The organism is Thermomonas sp. XSG (assembly GCF_014678725.1).
In the GTDB taxonomy this organism is placed as follows: Bacteria; Pseudomonadota; Gammaproteobacteria; order Xanthomonadales; family Xanthomonadaceae; genus Thermomonas.
The window spans coordinates 1,243,200-1,262,271 of sequence record NZ_CP061497.1 but is presented as its reverse complement, the minus strand read 5'-3'; the positions used below and the strand labels follow the sequence as shown (position 1 = coordinate 1,262,271).

Annotated in this window: 13 protein-coding genes; 7 read left to right on the top strand and 6 right to left on the bottom strand. The window is 69.6% G+C overall.

Annotated features, from left to right (window positions below):
- Positions 1–13: 13 nt before the first annotated feature.
- The 3 genes from ICG51_RS05940 to ICG51_RS05930 form a co-directional block, all read right to left on the bottom strand.
- Positions 14–3,097: a TonB-dependent receptor gene (locus ICG51_RS05940; protein ID WP_190282070.1), complete on the bottom strand. Its 3,084-nt coding sequence runs from the start codon at positions 3,095–3,097 to the stop codon at positions 14–16.
- 196 nt (positions 3,098–3,293) lie between these two features.
- Positions 3,294–4,343 carry a FecR domain-containing protein gene (locus ICG51_RS05935; protein WP_190282069.1) on the bottom strand — a complete coding sequence of 350 codons (1,050 nt, stop codon included), beginning with the start codon at positions 4,341–4,343 and terminating at the stop codon, positions 3,294–3,296.
- Between the two features lie 3 nt (positions 4,344–4,346).
- Positions 4,347–4,940, bottom strand: a complete 594-nt coding sequence (locus ICG51_RS05930) for a sigma-70 family RNA polymerase sigma factor (protein WP_223809567.1) — start codon at positions 4,938–4,940, stop codon at positions 4,347–4,349.
- 70 nt (positions 4,941–5,010) lie between these two features.
- Here ICG51_RS05930 and ICG51_RS05925 point away from each other — a divergent pair, with 70 nt between their 5' ends.
- Positions 5,011–6,957, top strand: a complete 1,947-nt coding sequence (locus tag ICG51_RS05925; RefSeq protein WP_190282067.1) for an isoaspartyl peptidase/L-asparaginase — start codon at positions 5,011–5,013, stop codon at positions 6,955–6,957.
- 186 nt (positions 6,958–7,143) lie between these two features.
- Entirely contained in the window at positions 7,144–7,896 is a 753-nt protein-coding gene (locus ICG51_RS05920) for a hypothetical protein (protein WP_190282066.1), read from the top strand.
- Between the two features lie 84 nt (positions 7,897–7,980).
- On the opposite strand, the gene ICG51_RS05915 is transcribed toward ICG51_RS05920, so the two are convergent.
- Positions 7,981–8,949, bottom strand: coding sequence for a LysR family transcriptional regulator (locus ICG51_RS05915; protein ID WP_190282065.1), 969 nt, complete (start codon positions 8,947–8,949; stop codon positions 7,981–7,983).
- 111 nt (positions 8,950–9,060) lie between these two features.
- Here ICG51_RS05915 and aceB point away from each other — a divergent pair, with 111 nt between their 5' ends.
- The 4 genes from aceB (at position 9,061) to ICG51_RS05895 (ending at position 15,698) form a co-directional block, all read left to right on the top strand.
- A complete protein-coding gene (gene aceB / locus ICG51_RS05910; protein WP_190282064.1) occupies positions 9,061–10,677 on the top strand; it encodes a malate synthase A in 1,617 nt (538 codons plus the stop codon).
- 49 nt (positions 10,678–10,726) lie between these two features.
- Complete coding sequence (aceA, locus tag ICG51_RS05905; protein ID WP_190282063.1) at positions 10,727–12,028, top strand: isocitrate lyase; 1,302 nt, start codon at positions 10,727–10,729, stop codon at positions 12,026–12,028.
- Positions 12,029–12,199: 171 nt separating this feature from the next.
- A complete protein-coding gene (locus tag ICG51_RS14440; protein ID WP_304940999.1) occupies positions 12,200–13,189 on the top strand; it encodes a GGDEF domain-containing protein in 990 nt (329 codons plus the stop codon).
- Between the two features lie 7 nt (positions 13,190–13,196).
- Positions 13,197–15,698: a putative peptide modification system cyclase gene (locus ICG51_RS05895; RefSeq protein WP_190282061.1), complete on the top strand. Its 2,502-nt coding sequence runs from the start codon at positions 13,197–13,199 to the stop codon at positions 15,696–15,698.
- A gap of 221 nt (positions 15,699–15,919) precedes the next feature.
- On the opposite strand, the gene ICG51_RS05890 is transcribed toward ICG51_RS05895, so the two are convergent.
- Positions 15,920–16,222 carry an NHLP-related RiPP peptide gene (locus ICG51_RS05890; RefSeq protein WP_190282060.1) on the bottom strand — a complete coding sequence of 101 codons (303 nt, stop codon included), beginning with the start codon at positions 16,220–16,222 and terminating at the stop codon, positions 15,920–15,922.
- A gap of 29 nt (positions 16,223–16,251) precedes the next feature.
- Here ICG51_RS05890 and ICG51_RS05885 point away from each other — a divergent pair, with 29 nt between their 5' ends.
- The gene (locus ICG51_RS05885) at positions 16,252–17,544 is read left to right on the top strand and encodes a putative peptide maturation dehydrogenase (RefSeq protein WP_190282059.1); all 1,293 of its coding nucleotides are present in this window, start codon (positions 16,252–16,254) and stop codon (positions 17,542–17,544) included.
- Positions 17,545–17,553: 9 nt separating this feature from the next.
- Here ICG51_RS05885 and ICG51_RS05880 read toward each other — a convergent pair whose 3' ends face one another.
- Complete coding sequence (locus ICG51_RS05880) at positions 17,554–19,071, bottom strand: YifB family Mg chelatase-like AAA ATPase (protein ID WP_190282058.1); 1,518 nt, start codon at positions 19,069–19,071, stop codon at positions 17,554–17,556.
- Between the last annotated feature and the right edge of the window lies 1 nt (position 19,072).

Sequence of the window (19,072 nt, the reverse complement as noted above, 5' to 3'; positions counted from 1 at the left end):
GTGCAGGGCCTGCTCAGTCCAGCGGCTTGCCGCCGAACTTGTAGGTGAGCTGGACGAAGAAGCTGCGGCCGAAGCTGTCGAACCACGAGGTGTCGTAGTACGGGTAGTTCGCCCAGGTCGGGTCCTTCGGCGGCATCTTGTCGAGCAGGTTGTTGACGGTCAGCGACACGCGGAAGTGGTCGTTCACGTCGTAGCGCGCGCCGGCGTTGAAGCGCCAGGTGGCCTGCGTCCAAGCGTCGTTGTCGTAGTTGGCCACGCGGCCGAGGTAGGTGCCGAACAGGCTCGCACCCCAGGCGCCGCGGTCCCAGGTCGCGCCGACGTTGCCCTTGCTGCGGGGCAGGGTGGTGGCGCTGAAGCTGACGTCCAGCATGTCCTCGGACGGATCACCCGGGTACTGGATCCGGGTGTGGCGGCGGGCCCAGTTGTAACTGGCGGTGAAACGGAAGTCGCCGGCCACCGCAGTCTGCAGGCGGTAGTTGGCGGTGACGTCGATGCCGGAGGTTTCCTCCTGGGAGATGTTGATCGGCGCGAAGTGCACGCTGGTGATGTCACCGTTGGCGTCGCGGATCACCCGCGCCAGTGCATCGGCGCAGGTGGGTGAGTTGGCGTCTACGGTCACGCCCTCGGCGGTCTTGCCGAGGCGGCAATCCGCTTCGGTCATCCGCAGCAGTTCGCGGTCCTGCGCCTGCACCTGGTTCATCACCCGGATCTTGTAGAAGTCCATCGCGATGTCGAAGGCGGAAGTCGGCGACCACACGAAGCCGGCGGTCATGGAGCGGCTGGTTTCGACGTCCAGTTCGAGGTTGCCGGTGTAGACGTCGAAGGTGCTGACGTCCCAGCTGCCGTCGTCGTAGCAGTCACCGTCGCTGTAACCCGGTTCGTCGGTGCGGCACTGGTAGTAGTCGGTGGCGTAACGGGTGCGGTAATAGTCCTGGCCCGCGAACAGGTAGTGCATGTCCGGGGCGCGGAAGCCGGTGCCGTAGGAGCCGCGCATCAGCAGGGTGTCGATCGGCCGCCATTCCAGGCCGGCGCTCCAGGTGAACTTGCCCGGGTGCTTGCCACCGTAGCTGTAACGGTCATAACGCCCGGCCAGGCTGGCTTGCAGCGAGGACAGCAGCGGCATGCGCAGTTCGCCGGCGGCGCTCCAGCGGTCGCGACTGCCGCTGCCGTCGCCGTAGCGCGGGCCGACATAGGCGTCTTCGGTCAGCGCCAGCGGGTCCGGGTTGATGCGGTAGGACTGGCTGCCGTATTCCAGCGCGCCGGCAAAGCCGACGTCGCCGGCGGGCAGGGTGAACAGCGACGGGGTGCTGGCGGTGAAGCTGAGGTTGTCGTTGTCCGACTTCGGGCGGAACGTCGACATCGCCGCGATCGAGGCGAACTCCGCTTCGGTCAGCGGGGTGAACAGGCGCGCCGGGTCCGGCGCGTAGATCGCGTAGCCGTCGTCGTCATAACCCAGACGTTCGCCCAGGAACAGGCGGTTGGCGGCGGCGGCGCGGATGCGCGGCATGCCCACGTCGGCCTTGTACTGGGAATGGTTGTAGGACGCTTCCCAGTCCCAGTTCTCGCCGAACGTGCCGTTGAAACCCGTGGTCACCGCCAGGGTCTTCTCGGTGGTGACGTTCATGCGGTTGCCGAGTCCGCCGATCTCCTCGGGGGTGAACTGCCGCGACCAGATCTCGTAGTGGCCGGTGTTGGCGTTGAAGAACATCTTGTTGCGGTAGTTGTTGGTCGAGGCCGGATCGTGGAACTCCCAGCCCATGTGGTCACTGGCGACGTCGTTGCCGTTGGTGCCGGTCAGCAGCTTGACCTCCTGCCAGCCCAGCTGCACGTCGGCGAACCAGGTCAGGCTGTCGGAGATGGTGTATTCGAACGCGCCGTAGGCATTGGCGCCCTTGCGCTGGTTCTGGATGGTCCGATAGGCGATCGCGCGTTCGCTGCCGCAGTAGGGTTCGCCGTAGCGGTCCTCCGCCAGCACGGTGGTGCCCTCGTTGAGGCCGGCCATGGCCTGGCAGCCGTCGGCGGGGGCGATGTTGACGTCGTCGTCCCAGTCGTACAGCTGCGCGGTCAGGCGCGGCAGCCGCCGGCGCGAGGTGGGGGCATCCAGCGTGGAGTCCTGGATGCCGCGCTGGTAGCCCCACAGCGGCTTCTTGTCTAGCAGCTCCAGGCCGACCACGCCGGTGAAACCGTCGCGCTCGAAGCCGCTGGTCAGGGTCAGGTGGTGGGACTCGCCGCCGCCGCGGCTGGTGTCGCCGTAGCGGTAGTCGAGGATGGTGCCGTCGACGGACTTCTTCAGGATGAAGTTGATCACGCCGGCCATCGCGTCGGAGCCGTACACCGCCGAGGCGCTGCCGGTCAGGATCTCGACCCGGTCGATCATCCCCAGCGGCAGGTTGCCGATGTCGGTGAAGTTGCTGCGGCTGTTGAGCGGCAGCGGGAAGTCGGCGATCCGGCGGCCGTTGACCAGCACCAGCGTGTGGTTGGGACCGAGGCCGCGCAGGTCGACCGCCTGCGCGCCGGGCGTGGACTGCGCGCTGGTGGTGTTCTGCTGGCCCTGCACGCTGCCGCTGTTCTGGCTGAGCGAGCGCAGCAGATCCGGCACCGAGGTCAGGCCGGCGGCCTGGATCTGCTCCGAGGACACCACGGTGATCGGCGCGGGTCCTTCCACCTGCGCGCGCGGGATGCGCGAGCCGGTGACCTGGATGGCCTCAAGGTTGGTGACCGGCGCGTCGGTGGCCGCCTGCGCGGGCCGCGCCTGCGTCGCCGGACGGGCGGGGGCGGCCGGCTTGGCCGCGGCGCCGTTCGGCACGATCAGCATCGCGCCGGAGGCATCGCGCTGGGCACGGAAGCCGCTGCCCTTGAGCAGCGCGTCGAGCGATTGCGGCGACGCCGCCTGCCCGCTCAGGCCGGCGCTGCGCGCGCCCTTGAGCTGGTCGGCGCGGTACACCAGCTGGGTGCCGGTCTGCCGCGCATAGGCGTCCAGCGCGCTGGCGAGATCGCCGGCGGGGATGTCGAGGCGGGCGGTTTGCGCCTGCGCCGCCAGGGCGGCGGAACAGGCCAGTGACAGCAACAGGACGCGGAGCGGGCGAGACGGTTTCATGGTGTTGGTTTTCCCCCGGGCGCCCGGGCTGGACGCCATTACGGATTCATGACGAACGATGGCGGGAAATCCCCCCGGGCCTTTCGGCACCCCCTGCCGTGTTGGCCGCGCCCACCGTGCTGTGATCGGCGGCCGCACCGCAATGCGCGCCCGTTGCGTGATTGCTTCGGAGCCTGCGCTGCCGCCGCGTCCGCGCTCAGCGCGAGTGCAGCACGATGCGGCCCTTGTCCGCTTCCGCGTGCACCGGGAAGCCGGCTTCAAGCAGGCGCACGAAGCCTTCGGTGTTGTCCCAGCGGAAGTTGCCGCCGATCCGCAGCGCCCCTGCCTCGGCGTCGGCCAGCACCAGCTTGCGTGCGTTGTAGCGGTTGAACTCCGCCACCACTTCGCTCAGCGGCGCGTCGCGGAAGGCCAGCAGCCCGTCGCGCCAGTCCAGCAGCCGCTGTGCGTCGGCCAGCGGCAGGCTGCGCACCAGCAGGCCGTTGCCGCGCACCAGCGCAACGCTGCCGGCCGGCAGCATCACCGACGGGATGGCGCCGGCGGCGGTGGCGGGCGCATCCAGCCGCACCGTGCCTTCGGTCACCACCACGCGCAGTGCGGCGACATCGCGACGCACCGAAAAACGCGTGCCCACCGCCACTGCGCGGTAGCCCTCGGCGGCCACCGAGAACGGCCGGCGCGGATCCTTGGCGACCTCGAAGATCGCCTCGCCCGAGGTCAGGGCAACGTCGCGGGCACGCCCCGACAGCCGCACCTCGATGCCGGTGGCGCTGGCCAGGGTTGCGTGCGAACCGTCGGCCAGCGGCAGCGTGCGCACTTCGCCCATGGCGGTGCGGTAGGTGGCGGTATCGACGCGGGTCTGGCTGCGCCAGCCCCAGGCCAGCGCCAGCGCGCAGCCGGCCAGGGTCGCCGCCGCCGCGAAATGCGCGAAGCGCCGCTGCCGAACCGGCCGGGCGGCTGCAGGGCGTTGCGCCATCGCCTGCAGCATCTGTTCGCGGCGACCGGCGGGCGATACCTGCCAGTGGCCGCGCGCGGGCGCGGCGCTGTCCTGCCAGCCGGCCCCCAGCGCCTGCAGTCGCCCGCCTTCCTGCCAAGCGGCTTCCAGTCGCAGGAATGCCACCCGGTGGCCGACGTCGGCGTCCAGCCAGCGCTGCAGCGCGGCTTCCTCCTCCGCATTCCAGCGGCCGCCGTCGCGGCGGGCCAGCCAGCCCGCCGCCGCCTGCTCGATCGCCATGCTGTCGGCGCGCATCGTTCAGTCCGCCTGCCGCCGTGCCGCGGCGTTCGCCGCCCCGGGCTCCGCGCGCGCCTGCAGCTCGCCGGTATACAGCGCGTCGGCGAGCAGGCGCATGCCCTTGGCGATGTGCTTTTCCACGGTTTTCTCGCTGATGCCCAAGCGCGATGCCACGTCCTTTTGCGACAACTCCTCCACCCGCCGCAGCCACACCACCTCCCGGCAGCGGTCGGGCAACCGGTCGAAGGCGTCGGCCAGCCGGCGCAGGGCCTGACGGCCGCCGCACCAGCGTTCCGGCGAGACCTCATCCACCAAGACGAGCGAAGGCTCGAAATCACCCATCGGCTCGATCGATACCACCTTGGCGCGGCGCAGCCGGTCGGTCATCAGGTGGCGCGCGCTGGCGAACAGGAACGCCCGCGGCTGGGTCGGGCGCGACTTCGCGCCGGCCTCGTAGATGCGCGCGTAGAGCTCCTGGCGCAGGTCGTGCAGCTCGTCGCGGTGCGGCCAGTGCCGGTGCAGGAAGCGCATCAGCGCTTCCTCGTGGACGAGGATTTCGTGGACGAACCAGCGGTCGAGTTCGGTCTGCATCCGCCTACCATAGCGAAAGTGCAGCGCCGCGAGCGGGGGGAAACCGGTGTACGTTCGTCTAATGACGTATCTGCGAATGAAGGGGAAGTGGACGATGAAGCGACGCGCCGGTTGGTCGATGATGCTTGCCGCGGTGCTGGCCGCGGCACCAATCCTGCCGGTGCTGGCCGCCGATTTCGGCCATTACGTGCTGGGCGACCTGCAGGCCAGGACGCCGGGCAAGGTGCAGCCGGGCCTGCTGCTGATGGGCGGCGGCGACCGCAATTTCGATGCCATGCACTGGTTCATGAAGAAGGCCGGCAACGGCCACATCGTGGTGTTGCGCGCATCGCAGGGCGGCGAGATCGGCGAGGAATTCTTCAACGAGGTCGGCGGGATCAAGTCGGTCGAAACCTTCGTATTCAAGGACCGCGAGGCCGCCAGCGACCCGAAGATCCTGGCCGCGCTCAAGCGCGCCGACGGCATCTTCCTGGCGGGCGGCGACCAGTCCCGCTACGTCCGCTACTGGCGTGGCACCCCGGTGGGCGCTGCGCTGGATGCACACGTGAAGGCGGGCAAGCCGCTGGGCGGCACCAGCGCCGGCTTGGCCATGCTCGGCGAATACCTGTACGGGGCGATGGACGGCGGCAGCCAGACCAGCCCGCGCGCGCTGGCCGACCCGCTGGGCGACGGCAACACCATCGAGACGGACTTCCTGCACATCGCGCAGCTCAAGGGCATCGTCACCGACACCCACTTCAGCGAACGCGCCCGGCTGGGTCGCCTGGTCGCCTTCCTCGCCAAGGCCGAGCACCTGGCCGGTAAGCCGCTTCTGGGGCTGGGCGTGGACGAGGACGCGGCGGTGGCGGTGGAAGGCGACGGCAGCGCGCGCATCTACGCCACCGCGCCTGGCGCGGGTGCCGTCGTGGTACGCGGCGGCTTCACCCGGAAGCAGGCGGAAGACGTGGCGATGAACCTCGATCGCTTCGACACCGTGGTGGCCGGCGCGGATTCGCTGCTGCGCCTGCCCGAGGGTCGGGTGGAGCGGCCGCTGGCGCAGCGCAGTTACGCGGTGCGCGACGGCGTGCTGGTGGCTCTGGACACGCCGACGCTGGTCATCCATGGCGGTGCCGGGGTGGAGCCGGGCGACCTGACCGCCGACGAGGAGGCCGTGGTCAAGCGTGCGCTGGAAGCGGCGCTGCGGGCCGGCCACGCCAAGCTGCAGGCGGGCGCCTCGTCGCTGGACGCGGTCACCGCCGCGATCACCGTGCTGGAGGATGCGCCGCAGTTCAACGCCGGGCGCGGCGCGGTATTCACCCACGACGGCCGCAACGAACTGGACACCTCGATCATGGACGGCGCCAGCGGCAAGGCCGGCGCCGCGGCTGGCCTGCATCGGGTGAAGAACCCGATCACCCTGGCGCGCGCGATCATGGACAAGTCCAGGCACGTGATGATGGTCGGCGACGGCGCCGAGATGTTCGCGAAGGAGCAGGGCATCGCGCTGGTCGATCCGTCCTGGTTCCGCACCGAGAAGCGCTGGAAGGCGCTGCAGAAGGCGCTGCAGGAAGAACAGGCCGCACTGGACGCGCGCACGCCGCTGGTGCTGCCTGGCAAGGCCTACTTCGGCACCGTGGGTGCGCTGGCGCTGGATGCGCGCGGCAACCTCGCCGCCGGCACCTCCACCGGCGGCATGACCAACAAGCGCTACGGGCGCGTGGGCGATTCGCCGATCATCGGCGCCGGCACCTGGGCCGACGCGCGCTGCGCGGTCTCCGGCACCGGCTGGGGCGAGTTCTACATCCGTTCCGCCGCCGCCCACGAGATCTGCGCGCGGGTGCGCCTGGATGGCCAGCCGCTGGCCCGCGCGGCCGACGGCGTGATCAACCGCGACATCCCCAAGGCCGGCGGCGACGGAGGCGCGATCGCGCTGGGCGCCGATGGCAGCGTCGCCTTCCCGTTCAACACCGGCGGCATGTATCGCGGCTGGATCGGCGCCGACGGCGTGCCGCACGTGGCGATCTACAAGACCGACGCACTGGCCACGCCGCGCACGCACTGACGCGGCAGGCGTGGCGGTTCACGTCCGCTGCGGGGAAGTGGGCCTGCCTGGATTGGAAAAGGGGTGTGGAAAGGGGTTGTGGAAAGGGGTCAGGTTCACTTCGGCGTGCGGAAATGGACCTGACCCGCTTCCGCGCTTTCGCCTCCGGTAGGATTCGGGACTTCTTCTCAGCACGCGGGGCCGGGCATGCGCGAAACGCAGGACGTGGTGGTTCAACTCAGGCGGCAGAACCGGCTGCTCAAGGCGCTGCTTTGCACCAGCGGCGCTGCGTTGGCGCTGGTGGTGCTGGCGGGCGCCAAATCGCCTGCCGACAAGGCCAGGTTCACCGAGCTGGACGTGGAGCGCATCAACATCGTGATGCCGGACGGTCGCAAGGAAATGGTGCTGGCCAACCGGAACCGGTTGCCGGAACCCGTCATCGACGGCCGCGAGGTCAAGACCGGTCGCAACATGCCCGGCATCATTTTCTTCAACGCGGCGGGCGACGAGAACGGTGGCCTGATCTTCGACGGGAAGGTGGGCAAGGGCGGCAAGCCGGAAGCCGGCATGCACTTCTCGATGGACAGGTTCGGTGGCGACCAGCAACTGGCGCTGGGCCATTACGAAGGCAATGGCACGATGGAAACCGGCCTGAATATCTACGACCGCGGGCTCCAGAAAGAATATGGCCCCCTGTTCGACGCCTATCAGAATGCGCCGGAAGGCGACGAAAAGGCCCGCTTGAAGCAGCGTTGGCTGGATGCCGGCGGCCAGCAGACCAAGCGTGTGTTCGTCGGCAAGACGCGCGGCAAATCCTCGGCCGTCATCCTGGCGGATGCGAAGGGGCGGGCGAGGATCATGATGCTGGTCGCGCCCGACGGCAGCCCGACGCTGAACTTCATGGACGAGAGCGGCAACGTCATCCAGAGCCTGCCCGAGACAGCCGCTCCCTCGAAGTAACCGCATGCCGTGCTGACTCCGAATGGGGCGGGCTGCATCCCGCCCCATCGGCGTGGGTGGCAAAGCAGATGGTGCACATGCGCATCAGCGCTCCGAATGCCCGCTCTCGTCGTAGCCGCGCGGCGTGAGCACCTCCGGCTGGATCAGCTCGACGAAGGCGCGGGCCTGCGCTGACAGGAACTTGCCCTTGCGCATCACGATGCCGTAGCTGCGCGACGGGAACCAGCGCGCCAGCGAGCGTGCCGCCAGCCGCTGGCGGTCGGCCTCGGTCAGGCAGATCGCGGTGACAATGCTGATGCCCAGGCCCATCGCCACGTACTGCTTGATGACCTCCCAGCCGCCCACTTCCAGTGCAACCGTGTACGGCACCCGGTTCTGCTGGAACACCAGGTCGACCAGCCGGTAGGTGGTCAGGCGCTTGGGTGGCAGGATCAGCCCGTAAGGCGACAGGTCCTCCAGTGACAACTCGCGCTTGCCGGCCAGCGGGTGGTCGGGCGGGGTGATCAGCATCGGCTCGAAGCGGTACACCGGCGCGTAGGTCAGGTCGGCCGGCACGTCCAGCATCGAGCCCACGGCCAGGTCCACGCCGTCGCTGCGCAGCAGGTCCAGGCCGCTGGCGCCGGTGACGTTGTGCAGGCTCAGGCGCACGTCCGGGTGGCGCTGGCGGAACGCATCGACGATCCCGGGCAGTAGGTACAGGATGGTGGAACTGCCGGCGGCCACGTGCAGCTCGCCGGCGTCCAGCCCGCGCACCTGCTCGCGGAAGCTGGCGGCCAGGTTGTCCAGCCCCTCCACCAGCGGGCGCGCCATCTCGTACAGCAGGTCGCCCTCGCGGGTGGGCACCAGCCGGCGGCCGACGCGTTCCAGCAGCCGCACCCCCAGTTCGCGCTCCAGCGCCTGCAACTGCAGGGTCACTGCCGGCTGGCTGAGGTACAGCGCCTCGGCAGCACGCGAGATCGAGCCCAGCCGCGCCACCTGGCAGAACGCCCGCAATGGCTTCAGGCGCGAGCCCTTGTAGGCGAAACGCAGCGCTGGGGCGGGGCTTTTTGGCATGTTTCGATTGCAGTATTTGGAAATTTAATACTAAGCATTGACAAATCTGGTTTGTCAAATACAACACGCAGGCGGATGGTTGGCTTCCCCACACGTGTCACGGAGCCGCCGATGTCCGCAGTGCTGCAAGACCGCCCCGGCGAGGGCGTGGAGACCACCCGCCGGGTGCCCGGGCAGGACGCCCTGCTGACTCCCGCCGCGCTCGGCTTCCTCGGCGGCCTGCACCGCCGCTTCGAGGGGGAGCGCCAGGCCCGGCTGGCCGCCCGCCGCGTCCGCCAGCAGGCCTTCGACGCCGGGGCGCTGCCGGATTTCCGTGCCGACACCGTGCAGATCCGCCGCGGCGACTGGACCGTGGCGCCGACCCCGGCCGCGCTGCTGGATCGCCGCGTCGAGATCACCGGCCCGGTCGACCCGAAGATGGTCATCAACGCGCTGAACTCCGGCGCCAACTGCTACATGGCCGATTTCGAGGACAGCACCGCGCCGACCTGGGCCAACCTGCTGACTGGCCAGCAGGCGCTGCGCGCGGCGATCAGCGGGGCGCTGGTGCACGAGGCCAACGGCAAGCGCTACGAGCTGCGCCCGCAGGCCGAGCAGGCGGTGCTGATCATGCGGCCGCGCGGCTGGCACCTGGACGAGAAGCACGTGCTGGTGGACGGGCAGCGGATGTCGGCATCGCTGTTCGATGCCGGTTTGTTCGCCTTCCACAACGCCCACGTGCTGGCCGGGCGCGACCGCGGCCCCTATCTGTACCTGCCCAAGCTGCAGTCGATGGAAGAAGCCGCCTTGTGGGAGCGGGCGCTGGCGGCCATCGAGGAAGGGCTGGGGCTGGCCCACGGCCAGATCAAGGTCACGGTGCTGATCGAGACCCTGCCGGCGGCGTTCGAGATGGACGAGATCCTGTTCGCGCTGAAGGACCGCATCGTCGGCCTGAACTGCGGGCGCTGGGACTACATCTTCAGCTACATCAAGACCCTGCGCCGGCACCGCGATCGGGTGCTGCCGGAGCGTGGCCAGGTGACCATGGTGCAGCCGTTCCTGCGCGCCTACGCCGAACTGCTGGTGCAGACCTGCCACCGCCGTGGCGCCCATGCGATGGGCGGGATGGCGGCGCAGATCCCGATCAGCGGCGACGAGGCCGCCAATACCGCCGCGCTGGAGCGCGTCCGCACCGACAAGCTGCGCGAGGTGGGCGCAGGCCACGACGGTACCTGGGTGGCGCATCCGGCGCTGATCCCGATCGCCCGCGAAGTGTTCGACGCGCGCATGCCGGGCCCCCACCAGCGCCACGTCGCCCGCGACGACGTGCACGTCGAGGCCGAGGACCTGCTGCGCCCGTCGCTGGGCACGATCACCCGTGCCGGCTTCGAGAACAACGTCGAAGTGTGCGTGCGCTACTTGGCCGCGTGGCTGGAGGGCAACGGCTGCGTGCCGATCCACCACCTGATGGAGGACGCCGCCACCGCCGAGATCGCCCGCGCCCAGCTGTGGCAGTGGCTGCACTTCGCCGACGCCGGCGGCCACCCGCTGTCGCTGGATGACGGCACCCCGGTCGACTTCGTGCTGCTGGAGCGCGCGCTGATCGGCCTGCCCAGCCGGCTGGGCGATCCCCGCCGCATTCCCGGCGCCGCGCGGGTGTCCGAAGCGATCGGCCTGCTCGACCGCCTGACCCATGCCGACGAACTGGCCGAGTTCCTCACGCTTCCCGCTTACGAACGCATCGATTGATCCACCTGCCGACATTCCTACGCTGCCGCCAACCCCACGAGGTTTCCCCATGAAGAACCACCTGCCGACCGCCGAACAACTGAAGCTGGACTGGGCCAACAACCCGCGCTGGGCCGGCATCACCCGCAGCTATTCCGCCGAGGATGTTGTGCGCCTGCGCGGCACCGTCCAGATCGAGCACTCGCTGGCCCGGCTGGGTGCCGAGAAACTGTGGCAGTCGCTGCACAGCGAGCCGTTCGTCAACGCGCTGGGCGCGATGACCGGCAACCAGGCCATGCAGCAGGTCAAGGCCGGGCTGAAGGCCATCTACCTGTCCGGCTGGCAGGTGGCGGCCGATGCCAACCTGGCCGGCGAGATGTACCCCGACCAGTCGCTGTATCCGGCCAACTCGGTGCCGCAGGTGGTCAAGCGCATCAACAACACCCTGCTGCGCGCCGACCAGCTGCACCATGCCGAGGGCGACGACTCCATCGACTTCCTGCAGCCGATCGTGGCCGACGCCGAAGCCGGCTTCGGCGGCGTGCTCAACGCCTTCGAGCTGATGAAGGGCATGATCGAGGCAGGCGCCGCCGGCGTGCACTTCGAAGACCAGCTGGCCAGCGTGAAGAAGTGCGGCCACATGGGCGGCAAGGTGCTGGTGCCCACCCGCGAGGCGGTGGAGAAGCTGACCGCGGCGCGCCTGGCCGCCGACGTGATGGGCGTGCCGACCCTGATCGTGGCCCGCACCGACGCCGAGGCGGCGGACCTGCTGACCTCCGACGTGGATGACAACGACAAGCCGTTCTGCACCGGCGAGCGCACCATCGAAGGCTTCTACAAGACCAGGAACGGCCTGGACCAGGCCATCAGCCGCGGCCTCGCCTACGCGCCGTATGCCGACCTGGTCTGGTGCGAGACCGGCAAGCCTGACCTGGAGTTCGCGCGCAAATTCGCCGAGGCGATCCATGCCAAGTTCCCCGGCAAGCTGCTGGCCTACAACTGCTCGCCGTCGTTCAACTGGAAGAAGAACCTGGACGACGCCACCATCGCCAAGTTCCAGAAGGAAATCGCCAGCTACGGCTACAAGTTCCAGTTCATCACCCTGGCCGGCTTCCACGCGCTCAACTACGGCATGTTCGACCTCGCCCACGGCTATGCCCGCCGGCAGATGAGTGCATTCGTCGAGCTGCAGGAAAAGGAGTTCGCCGCCGCCGAGCGTGGCTTCACCGCGGTCAAGCACCAGCGCGAGGTCGGCACCGGCTATTTCGATGCCATCACCCAGACCATCCAGGGCGGCAAGTCGTCGACGGTGGCGCTGAAGGGCAGCACCGAGGAAGAGCAGTTCCACGCCGGCACCCGCGCCGCGGCCTGAGGCCACCCCGCCATCGCCCGCGCCGGGCGATGGCGGGCACGGGGCGGGATGCCACCGGGGGAACGGCTGCCGGTGCCACTGTCGCAATACGGCGGCGGATGCGATGGTATCCTGCGGCTGGATCGGAGGGGCCGGAGCCGCACAGGGGAACGCGTGGCAGCACTAGCGCACATGATCGATGCCCGCACGGGCGTGGACGCCAGCGCGTCCGCGCTGCACCCTGACGAGTACGCGCTGTTCGCGCAGGTGGCGCGTTCCTGTCCGGTGGAAGCCGGACAGAAGCTGTTCCGTCGCGGCGATCACGGCGCCGCCATGTACGTGGTCGCCAACGGTGCGGTGGAACTGGACTTCGGCGATGACCTGGTCGGCAAGCGGCTGGGCGCGCGCGCCTTCTTCGGCGAGCTGGGGCTGCTGATCGGCGACCACGCCCGCAGCGCCGACGCGGTCGTGGCCGAGGCCGGCGAACTGCTGGAGCTGGGCCGGGACGAATTCGAACAGCTGGCCCAGCGCGACCCTGCGCTGCTGGCGCAGTTCCTGCGCCGCGCGATCATGCGCGTGGTGCTCAACGAGCAGGCGCTGATCGCGCGCCTGCGCCGACGCAACCAGGACCTGCAGGAAGCGCTGGACGCGCTGCGGTCGGCCACCAACCGGCTGGACGAGTCCGAAGCGCTGACCCGCACCGACGAGCTCACCGGGCTGACCAACCGGCGCGGGTTCGCCGCCCACGTGGAGCAGCGGCTGCAGGCGGGTGGGCTGGGTGGGCACGTGCTGGTGCTGGTGGATTGCGATCGCTTCAAGTCGATCAACGACACCTACGGCCACCTGGCGGGCGACCGCGTCCTGCAGAGCGTGGCCAACCTGCTGCGCGCCGTCGCGGGTGTGGACGACATCGTCTGTCGGCTGGGCGGCGACGAGTTCTGCCTGATCCTGAGCGGCCACACCCGCGAGGGGGCGGAGCGGATCGCCGGCTACGTCACCGACAGTGCGCGCATGCTCGAGCGCATGCACAACAGCCCGCCGCAGATGACCACGCTCAGCATCGGCGCCTGCCTGATCGGGCCGGACAGCCGGGCCGGGTGGGAGCACTGGTATGCGCTGGCCGACGACGCGCTGTACCGGGCCAAGCGCAACGGCGGCGACTGTGTCGAGTGGCTGGACTGACGGGCGCATGCAGGACGCCGGCGCGCCACAGGTCCGCACGATCCTGCTCACCGATCTGGTGGACTCCACCCATCTGGTGGAGCGCCTGGGCGATGCCGCCGCCGCCGCGCTGTTCCGTGCCCATGATCGTCTTGTGCTGGAGCTGCAGCAGCGCTGGCGTGGGCGGTTGATCGACCGCAGCGACGGCCTGCTGCTGCTGTTCGAGCGCCCCATCGACGGCCTCGCCTTCGCCCTCGACTACGCCCGCGGCCTGCGCGACCTGGGCCGCGAGATGCAGCTCAACCAGCCGCTGCAGGCACGCGCCGGCCTGCACGTGGGCGAAGTGCTCGTCTGGGAAAACAGCCCGGAAGCCGTGCGCCAGGGCGCGAAATCGCTGGAAGTGGAGGGCCTGGCCAAGCCGCTGGCCGGCCGCCTGATGGCGCTGGCGCGACCGGGCCAGATCCTGCTGTCGGCCACCGCCGAGCCGCTGGCCCACCGCGCCGCGCGCGAGCTGGGCGAGCGCGGCGAACTGCTGGTCTGGAAGTCCTACGGGCGCTGGCGCTTCAAGGGCATTCCCGAGGCGCAGGAGGTCCACGAAGTCGGTGAGCCGGGGCTGGCCCCGCTGCGCATCCCCTCACACACCCCCAAGGCCTGGCGCGACCTGCCGCTGTGGCGGCGCCCGGTGGCCCTGACCGCCGAAGCGCTGCTGGTGGCCGGCATGGCCATCGGCGCCTGGTTCCTGGCCCAGCCGAAGCCGGCCATCGCCTTCAACGAGCGGGACTGGGTGGTGGTTGGCGACCTGCGCAACCTGACCAGCGATCCCCGTCTGGAGGATGCGCTGGAGCAGGCCTTCCGCATCAGCCTGGAGCAGTCCCGCTACGTCAACGTGGTGGGCGAGCTCAAGGTGCGCGACACCCTGCAGCGCATGCAGCGCAAGCCGGACACGGCGGTGGACCGCGCCTTGGGGTCGGAAATCGCCCTGCGCGATGGCGCCCGCGCCGTGCTGTTGCCAACGGTGTCCGAGGTCGGTGGCCGCCTGCGGGTCAGCGCCGAGGTCATCGACCCGCACACCCAGACCACCGTTTACGCCGTCTCGGCCGACGGCAAGGGCGTCGAGTCCGCGCTTGCCTCCATCGACCAGGTCACCGACCAGCTGCGCGCGAAGTTGGGCGAGGCGCTACAGAATGTGCAGAAGACATCGGTCCCCCTGCCGAACGTGGCCACGCCCAGCCTGGATGCGCTGAAGGCCTTCGCGGTGGCCCGTCGCGTGAGCAACACGACGGGCGATCGCGAGCAGGCGCTGGGCCTGTACCGGCGCGCGCTGCAGCTTGACCCCCAATTCGCGCTGGCCCATGCAGACATGGCGCGCCTGCACGCGACCCTGGGTGAGCCCGGCGCTGCCCGCGACGAATGGCGCAAGGCCTTGGCGCTGCCCCAGCGGCTGTCGCCGCAGGAGCGTCAGATGATCGAGCTGATGCTGATGCAGCACACCGGCCCGCAGGCCTACTTCCGCAAGGCCGACGAGTACCTGGCGCTGTATCCGGACGATTACCAGACCATTGGCCGGCTCTCCAGCAACCAGTGGCACCAGCGCAATGATTTCCGCGCGGCCGAAGCGCTAAGCCGGCGCGCGCTGAAGCCCCAGAACGAGCGCTTCAGTTCGGTGCGCTACAACCTCGGGATCATGCTGCTGGGCCAGGAGCGCTATGACGAGGCGCAGACCGAATTCCGACTTGCGCGAGAGGCTGGTTTCGTGGGCGCGGGCGAGCTGTATGCGCTGCTCCATGAAGCGCGCGGGCAGTACGCGGAAGCCGACAAGACCTACTTCGCCGGCACTGCCGGGCGGAACGGATGGCACGGCGAGCCGGGGGCCATCATCTGGATCGATCGCGGCGAGCCGACGCGTGCGGCCGCAGCGGTGCGCGGATGGGCGCAGAAGGCCGAAGCCGATGGCGACGTGCTGGAGTCGTTGCGTGCCCATGCGGGACTGGCCAGCATGGCGGTGCTGCACGGGCAGGGGGATGCCGCGCGTGCCCGGCAGGCACTGCTGGCGTTGGTCGAGGCCAAGGGCGCAATGGGCGACGATCTCTATCCCCCCGTTTCGACGGAGTTGCGGCTGTACGCGGGACTCCTGTCGGCGTATCGCGATGATCGGGCGGGTGTGGAAGAGGCGCTGCGTCGCACCCAGGGCAGCACCGTCGTCCGCGACTACCCGACCATCCGGGAGTTGCACGAGGTCCTGCAGGCCGAGCATGAGCGCTTGGGCGGTCAGCCCCGCCTGGCGATGGCGCGGCTTGAGCCGCTGGTGCGCCAGGACACCGCCTTGGTGGCGACGCACTGGGCGCTCATGCGGGCAGCGCGAGCGGCCCGGGAGCAGGATGTCGCCAATGCCCAGGCGGACTGGCTCACCACACACCGCGGGCGCGTCTTCGCCGAAAGCACCACCTCCGACGTGCTGCGGTTCTTCAACGTGTCGATCTCGGCGGAAGTCGCACGGTCCCGGCAGCAGGCGGCAACGAAGACGCCCTGAACGTGATGTCGCGCACGCAGCCGCGGCGAATCGGTGACCCGCAGTCGCACCGCCGTTAGCGCCTTGACAGGCATCCGCACGGCGCGCTGCATCGGATAGCGTCGAAGCGCAGCGCCTTCAGTCGTATTGCACCGTCCTCCGGCGATCCGGAGTCGGACATCCGACCGAAGCCGGGGCGCTTTGCATGCGCCCCGGCCGTCGTCGATCGGCTGCGAGGCGCCTCAGTCCGCGCTGAATTCCTTCGCACAGAGGAAGCTGACCGGCACGTTCAGCGCGCTTTCGAGCTTTGCGCGGTCGCGGGCGATCTTGGCCTTGGGCGCGATCCGGTCGGTCGGCGCCAGTTGCATGCACGCGCCCGCGGAATTTGCACCTGCTTCCACCTTGTATCCGACCTGCTGCAGGGCCGCATGGGCATCCTTCTTGAACAGGCGGCGGAAATCGTTGTCAGTGGCGAGCTTGTCCAGCAGCTTCCTGGTGACTTTCGGGTCGAGCGGCGCGGGCTTGGCGCCCTTCTTGGTGGCCATCGTGGTGGTATCCCCTGTGGTGGTCGGACATGCGTGTCGGCGACGCTACCCTTGTCGCTGCCCGGCAGCAAGCGGCAAGATCGGATTTTTTGCTGGATGAACCCATGCGTATCAGGCGATGTGCGCTGCTACGACTCGAGTCCCGTGAGGAGACCCGTTTCGACTTGTCGGCGCTGTTATCCGGGGATACCGGGGTCCTCAGCCACATGCGGTGGCTTGCGCATGCGCCAGCGCTGCAGGCCGAGGTGGAGGTGGACGCAGCGGAAGTCGCGCTGCTCGGCGAAACCAGTCCCAGCGATTGGGTGAGTGCAGCGCCCTTAAGGATGCGCCACGGCGCGGCGCGCGTGCGGCGCCTGCTTCGCGCGGGACTGCTGGTGGGCAGCACCGCAGCATGGGCGCACTGGCGCAGGGAAGACGAGCGCGTGCGTGCCCTGCACTGGCATGGGGCTGCCGCGGATTACCATCATGCCTCGCGCTGGAGCGGCATCGATGCCGCGGGCGAGGTTGAAGATGCCGGCCTGCACAATGCCGAAGGCCTGCGTCGTGCCTATGGTGTGCCGCCGCCCATGCTGCATGAGCGCGCCGACGGCGGCGCGATCACCGTCCTGCCATCCGCCCCTCGCGCTGCCTATGACGAACTTTTGGATGCGCGTACCAGTTGCCGCAATTTCGACGTCGGGCGGATGCTGCCATTGACGGGCCTGGCACAGGTCCTTAAGCGGACCTTCGCGGAGCGCGGGCGCGTCCGGGGCGCGGACGACTTCGATGTCCTCAAGCGCACCAGTCCCTCGGGCGGTGCCCTCCATCCCACCGAATGCTACCTCCTCGCCCGCCGGGTCGATGGTCTAGCGCCCGGGCTTTACCACTATCTGCCTGCCCGCCACGCGCTGCAGTCCTTGCCGATGGACGACGCGCGGATCCTCGCGGATGCGGGGAGGCATCCCGCCGCGCGGGGGAAAACGGCGCTCGACTATCTGGCGTGGATAGCCGTTGGCGGACAGCAATATTTCGCGGAAGCCCATGCCCTCTGCGTGCTCGCGCCGCGCTTTTATCGGAATTTCTGGAAGTACCGCCGCCACCCGAAGGCCTATCGGGTCTGCATTCTCGACGTCGGTCATCTCTCGCAGACGTTGTTGCTGAGCGCCACGGAAGCCGGGCTGGGCAGCTTCGTGACCGCCGCGATCAACGAAGTCGACATCGAGCGCGCGTTTGGCTTGGAGCCCTGGTCCGAAAGTCCGTTGGCGGTTTGCGGAATCGGACCCCGTGCCGACCGGATGGAAACGTACGAGTTGGATCCCAACCGGCGTGCCTGGCCACGCTAGAAAGAGACCTCACGCCGCGGCCCGGTCACGCCCGCGCTCCAGCTTGCGGTAGCCAATCGCTTCCGAGAGGTGCGGTGTTTCGATGGCCTCGCTGCCGGCCAGGTCGGCGATGGTGCGGGCCACGCGCAGGATCCGGTGCAGCGAGCGCGCGGACAATTGCAGACCGTCGACGGCGCGCTCCAGCAGGGCGGTATCGCGCGGCGACAGTCGGCAGAACGCATTGGTCTGGGCCTGGTCGAGGCGGGCGTTGGCCTGCCCGCAGCGGTCGTACTGGCGGGCGCGTGCCGCAATCACGCGCGCGCGCACCAGGGCGCTGGCTTCGCCTGGCGGACCGTCGGTGCGCAGCGCGGTGGGCGGTATCCGCGGCACCTCGATATGCAGGTCGATGCGCTCCAGCAGCGGCCCGGAAATGCGGCCGCGGTAGCGGCGGATCGCCTCGTCGCTGCACAGGCAGCGTCCGGACGGATCGCCGGCCCAGCCGCACGGACACGGATTCATCGCTGCCACCAGCTGGAAACGCGCCGGGAATTCGCACTGCCTGGCGGCGCGCGAAATGCTCACGCTGCCGGACTCCAGCGGTTCGCGCAGGACCTCCAGCGCGTGCCGGCTCCATTCGGGCAGCTCATCGAGGAACAGGGTGCCGTGATGGGCCAGCGAGATTTCTCCGGGCCGTGGGTCGCTGCCGCCACCGACCAGCGCCGCTGCGCTGGCGGTGTGGTGCGGGGCGCGGAACGGCCGCTGCCGCCAGCGCGCAAGGTCCAGTCCGCGGCCGCTGGCGGATGCGATGCTGGCGGCTTCGAGTGCCTCGGCATCGACGGGCTCCGGCAGGATGCCGCCCAGTCGCGACGCCAGCAGGGTCTTGCCGCTGCCGGGCGGACCCACCAGCAACAGGTGGTGGGCGCCGGCCGCCGCGATCTCCAGCGCGCGCCGCGCCTGCGCCTGCCCGCGCACGTCGGCCAGGTCCGGCATCGGTGCTTCCGTGCAGCTGCGCGGGCAGGCCAGCGGCAACGTCTTGCGCCCGTCCAGCGCCGCGCATACTTCCAGCAGGGTGCGCGCGGTGCGGACCTCCACGCTGGCTGCCGCCAACGCGGCTTCCTCGCCGTTACCGGGCGCCACCAGCAGGCGCCGCCCGCTGGCTCCGGTGGCGAGGGCCGCGGCCAGCGCGCCATCCACGGGCCGCAGCTCGCCGGTCAGCGCCAGCTCGGCGATGAATTCCCAGCCATCCAGTGCTTCGACCGACAATTGGCCGCTGGCGGCCAGGATGCCCAGGGCGATGGCAAGGTCATAGCGGCCACCGTCCTTCGGCAGGTCTGCGGGGGCGAGGTTGACGGTGATGCGGCGGGCGGGGAACTCGAACTGCCCGCACTGGATCGCCGCGCGCACCCGATCCTTGGCCTCGCGCACCGCCGCTTCCGGCAGGCCGACGATGGACATGGACGGCAATCCGCCGGCCAGATGCACCTCCACCCGGACCTCCGGCGCACGCACGCCCACCCGCGCACGGCTGTGCACGATCGCAAGACTCATG

Bases quoted from the DNA above. Each gene is read 5' to 3' on its own strand.
- ICG51_RS05940 (WP_190282070.1), bottom strand. From the start codon at position 3,097: ATGAAACCGTCTCGCCCGCTCCGCGTCCTGTTGCTGTCACTGGCCTGT.
- ICG51_RS05935 (WP_190282069.1), bottom strand. From the start codon at position 4,343: ATGCGCGCCGACAGCATGGCGATCGAGCAGGCGGCGGCGGGCTGGCTG.
- ICG51_RS05925 (WP_190282067.1), top strand. From the start codon at position 5,011: ATGAAGCGACGCGCCGGTTGGTCGATGATGCTTGCCGCGGTGCTGGCC.
- ICG51_RS05920 (WP_190282066.1), top strand. From the start codon at position 7,144: ATGCGCGAAACGCAGGACGTGGTGGTTCAACTCAGGCGGCAGAACCGG.
- ICG51_RS05915 (WP_190282065.1), bottom strand. From the start codon at position 8,949: ATGCCAAAAAGCCCCGCCCCAGCGCTGCGTTTCGCCTACAAGGGCTCG.
- aceB (WP_190282064.1), top strand. From the start codon at position 9,061: ATGTCCGCAGTGCTGCAAGACCGCCCCGGCGAGGGCGTGGAGACCACC.
- aceA (WP_190282063.1), top strand. From the start codon at position 10,727: ATGAAGAACCACCTGCCGACCGCCGAACAACTGAAGCTGGACTGGGCC.
- ICG51_RS14440 (WP_304940999.1), top strand. From the start codon at position 12,200: ATGATCGATGCCCGCACGGGCGTGGACGCCAGCGCGTCCGCGCTGCAC.
- ICG51_RS05895 (WP_190282061.1), top strand. From the start codon at position 13,197: ATGCAGGACGCCGGCGCGCCACAGGTCCGCACGATCCTGCTCACCGAT.
- ICG51_RS05890 (WP_190282060.1), bottom strand. From the start codon at position 16,222: ATGGCCACCAAGAAGGGCGCCAAGCCCGCGCCGCTCGACCCGAAAGTC.
- ICG51_RS05885 (WP_190282059.1), top strand. From the start codon at position 16,252: ATGCGTGTCGGCGACGCTACCCTTGTCGCTGCCCGGCAGCAAGCGGCA.
- ICG51_RS05880 (WP_190282058.1), bottom strand. From the start codon at position 19,071: ATGAGTCTTGCGATCGTGCACAGCCGTGCGCGGGTGGGCGTGCGTGCG.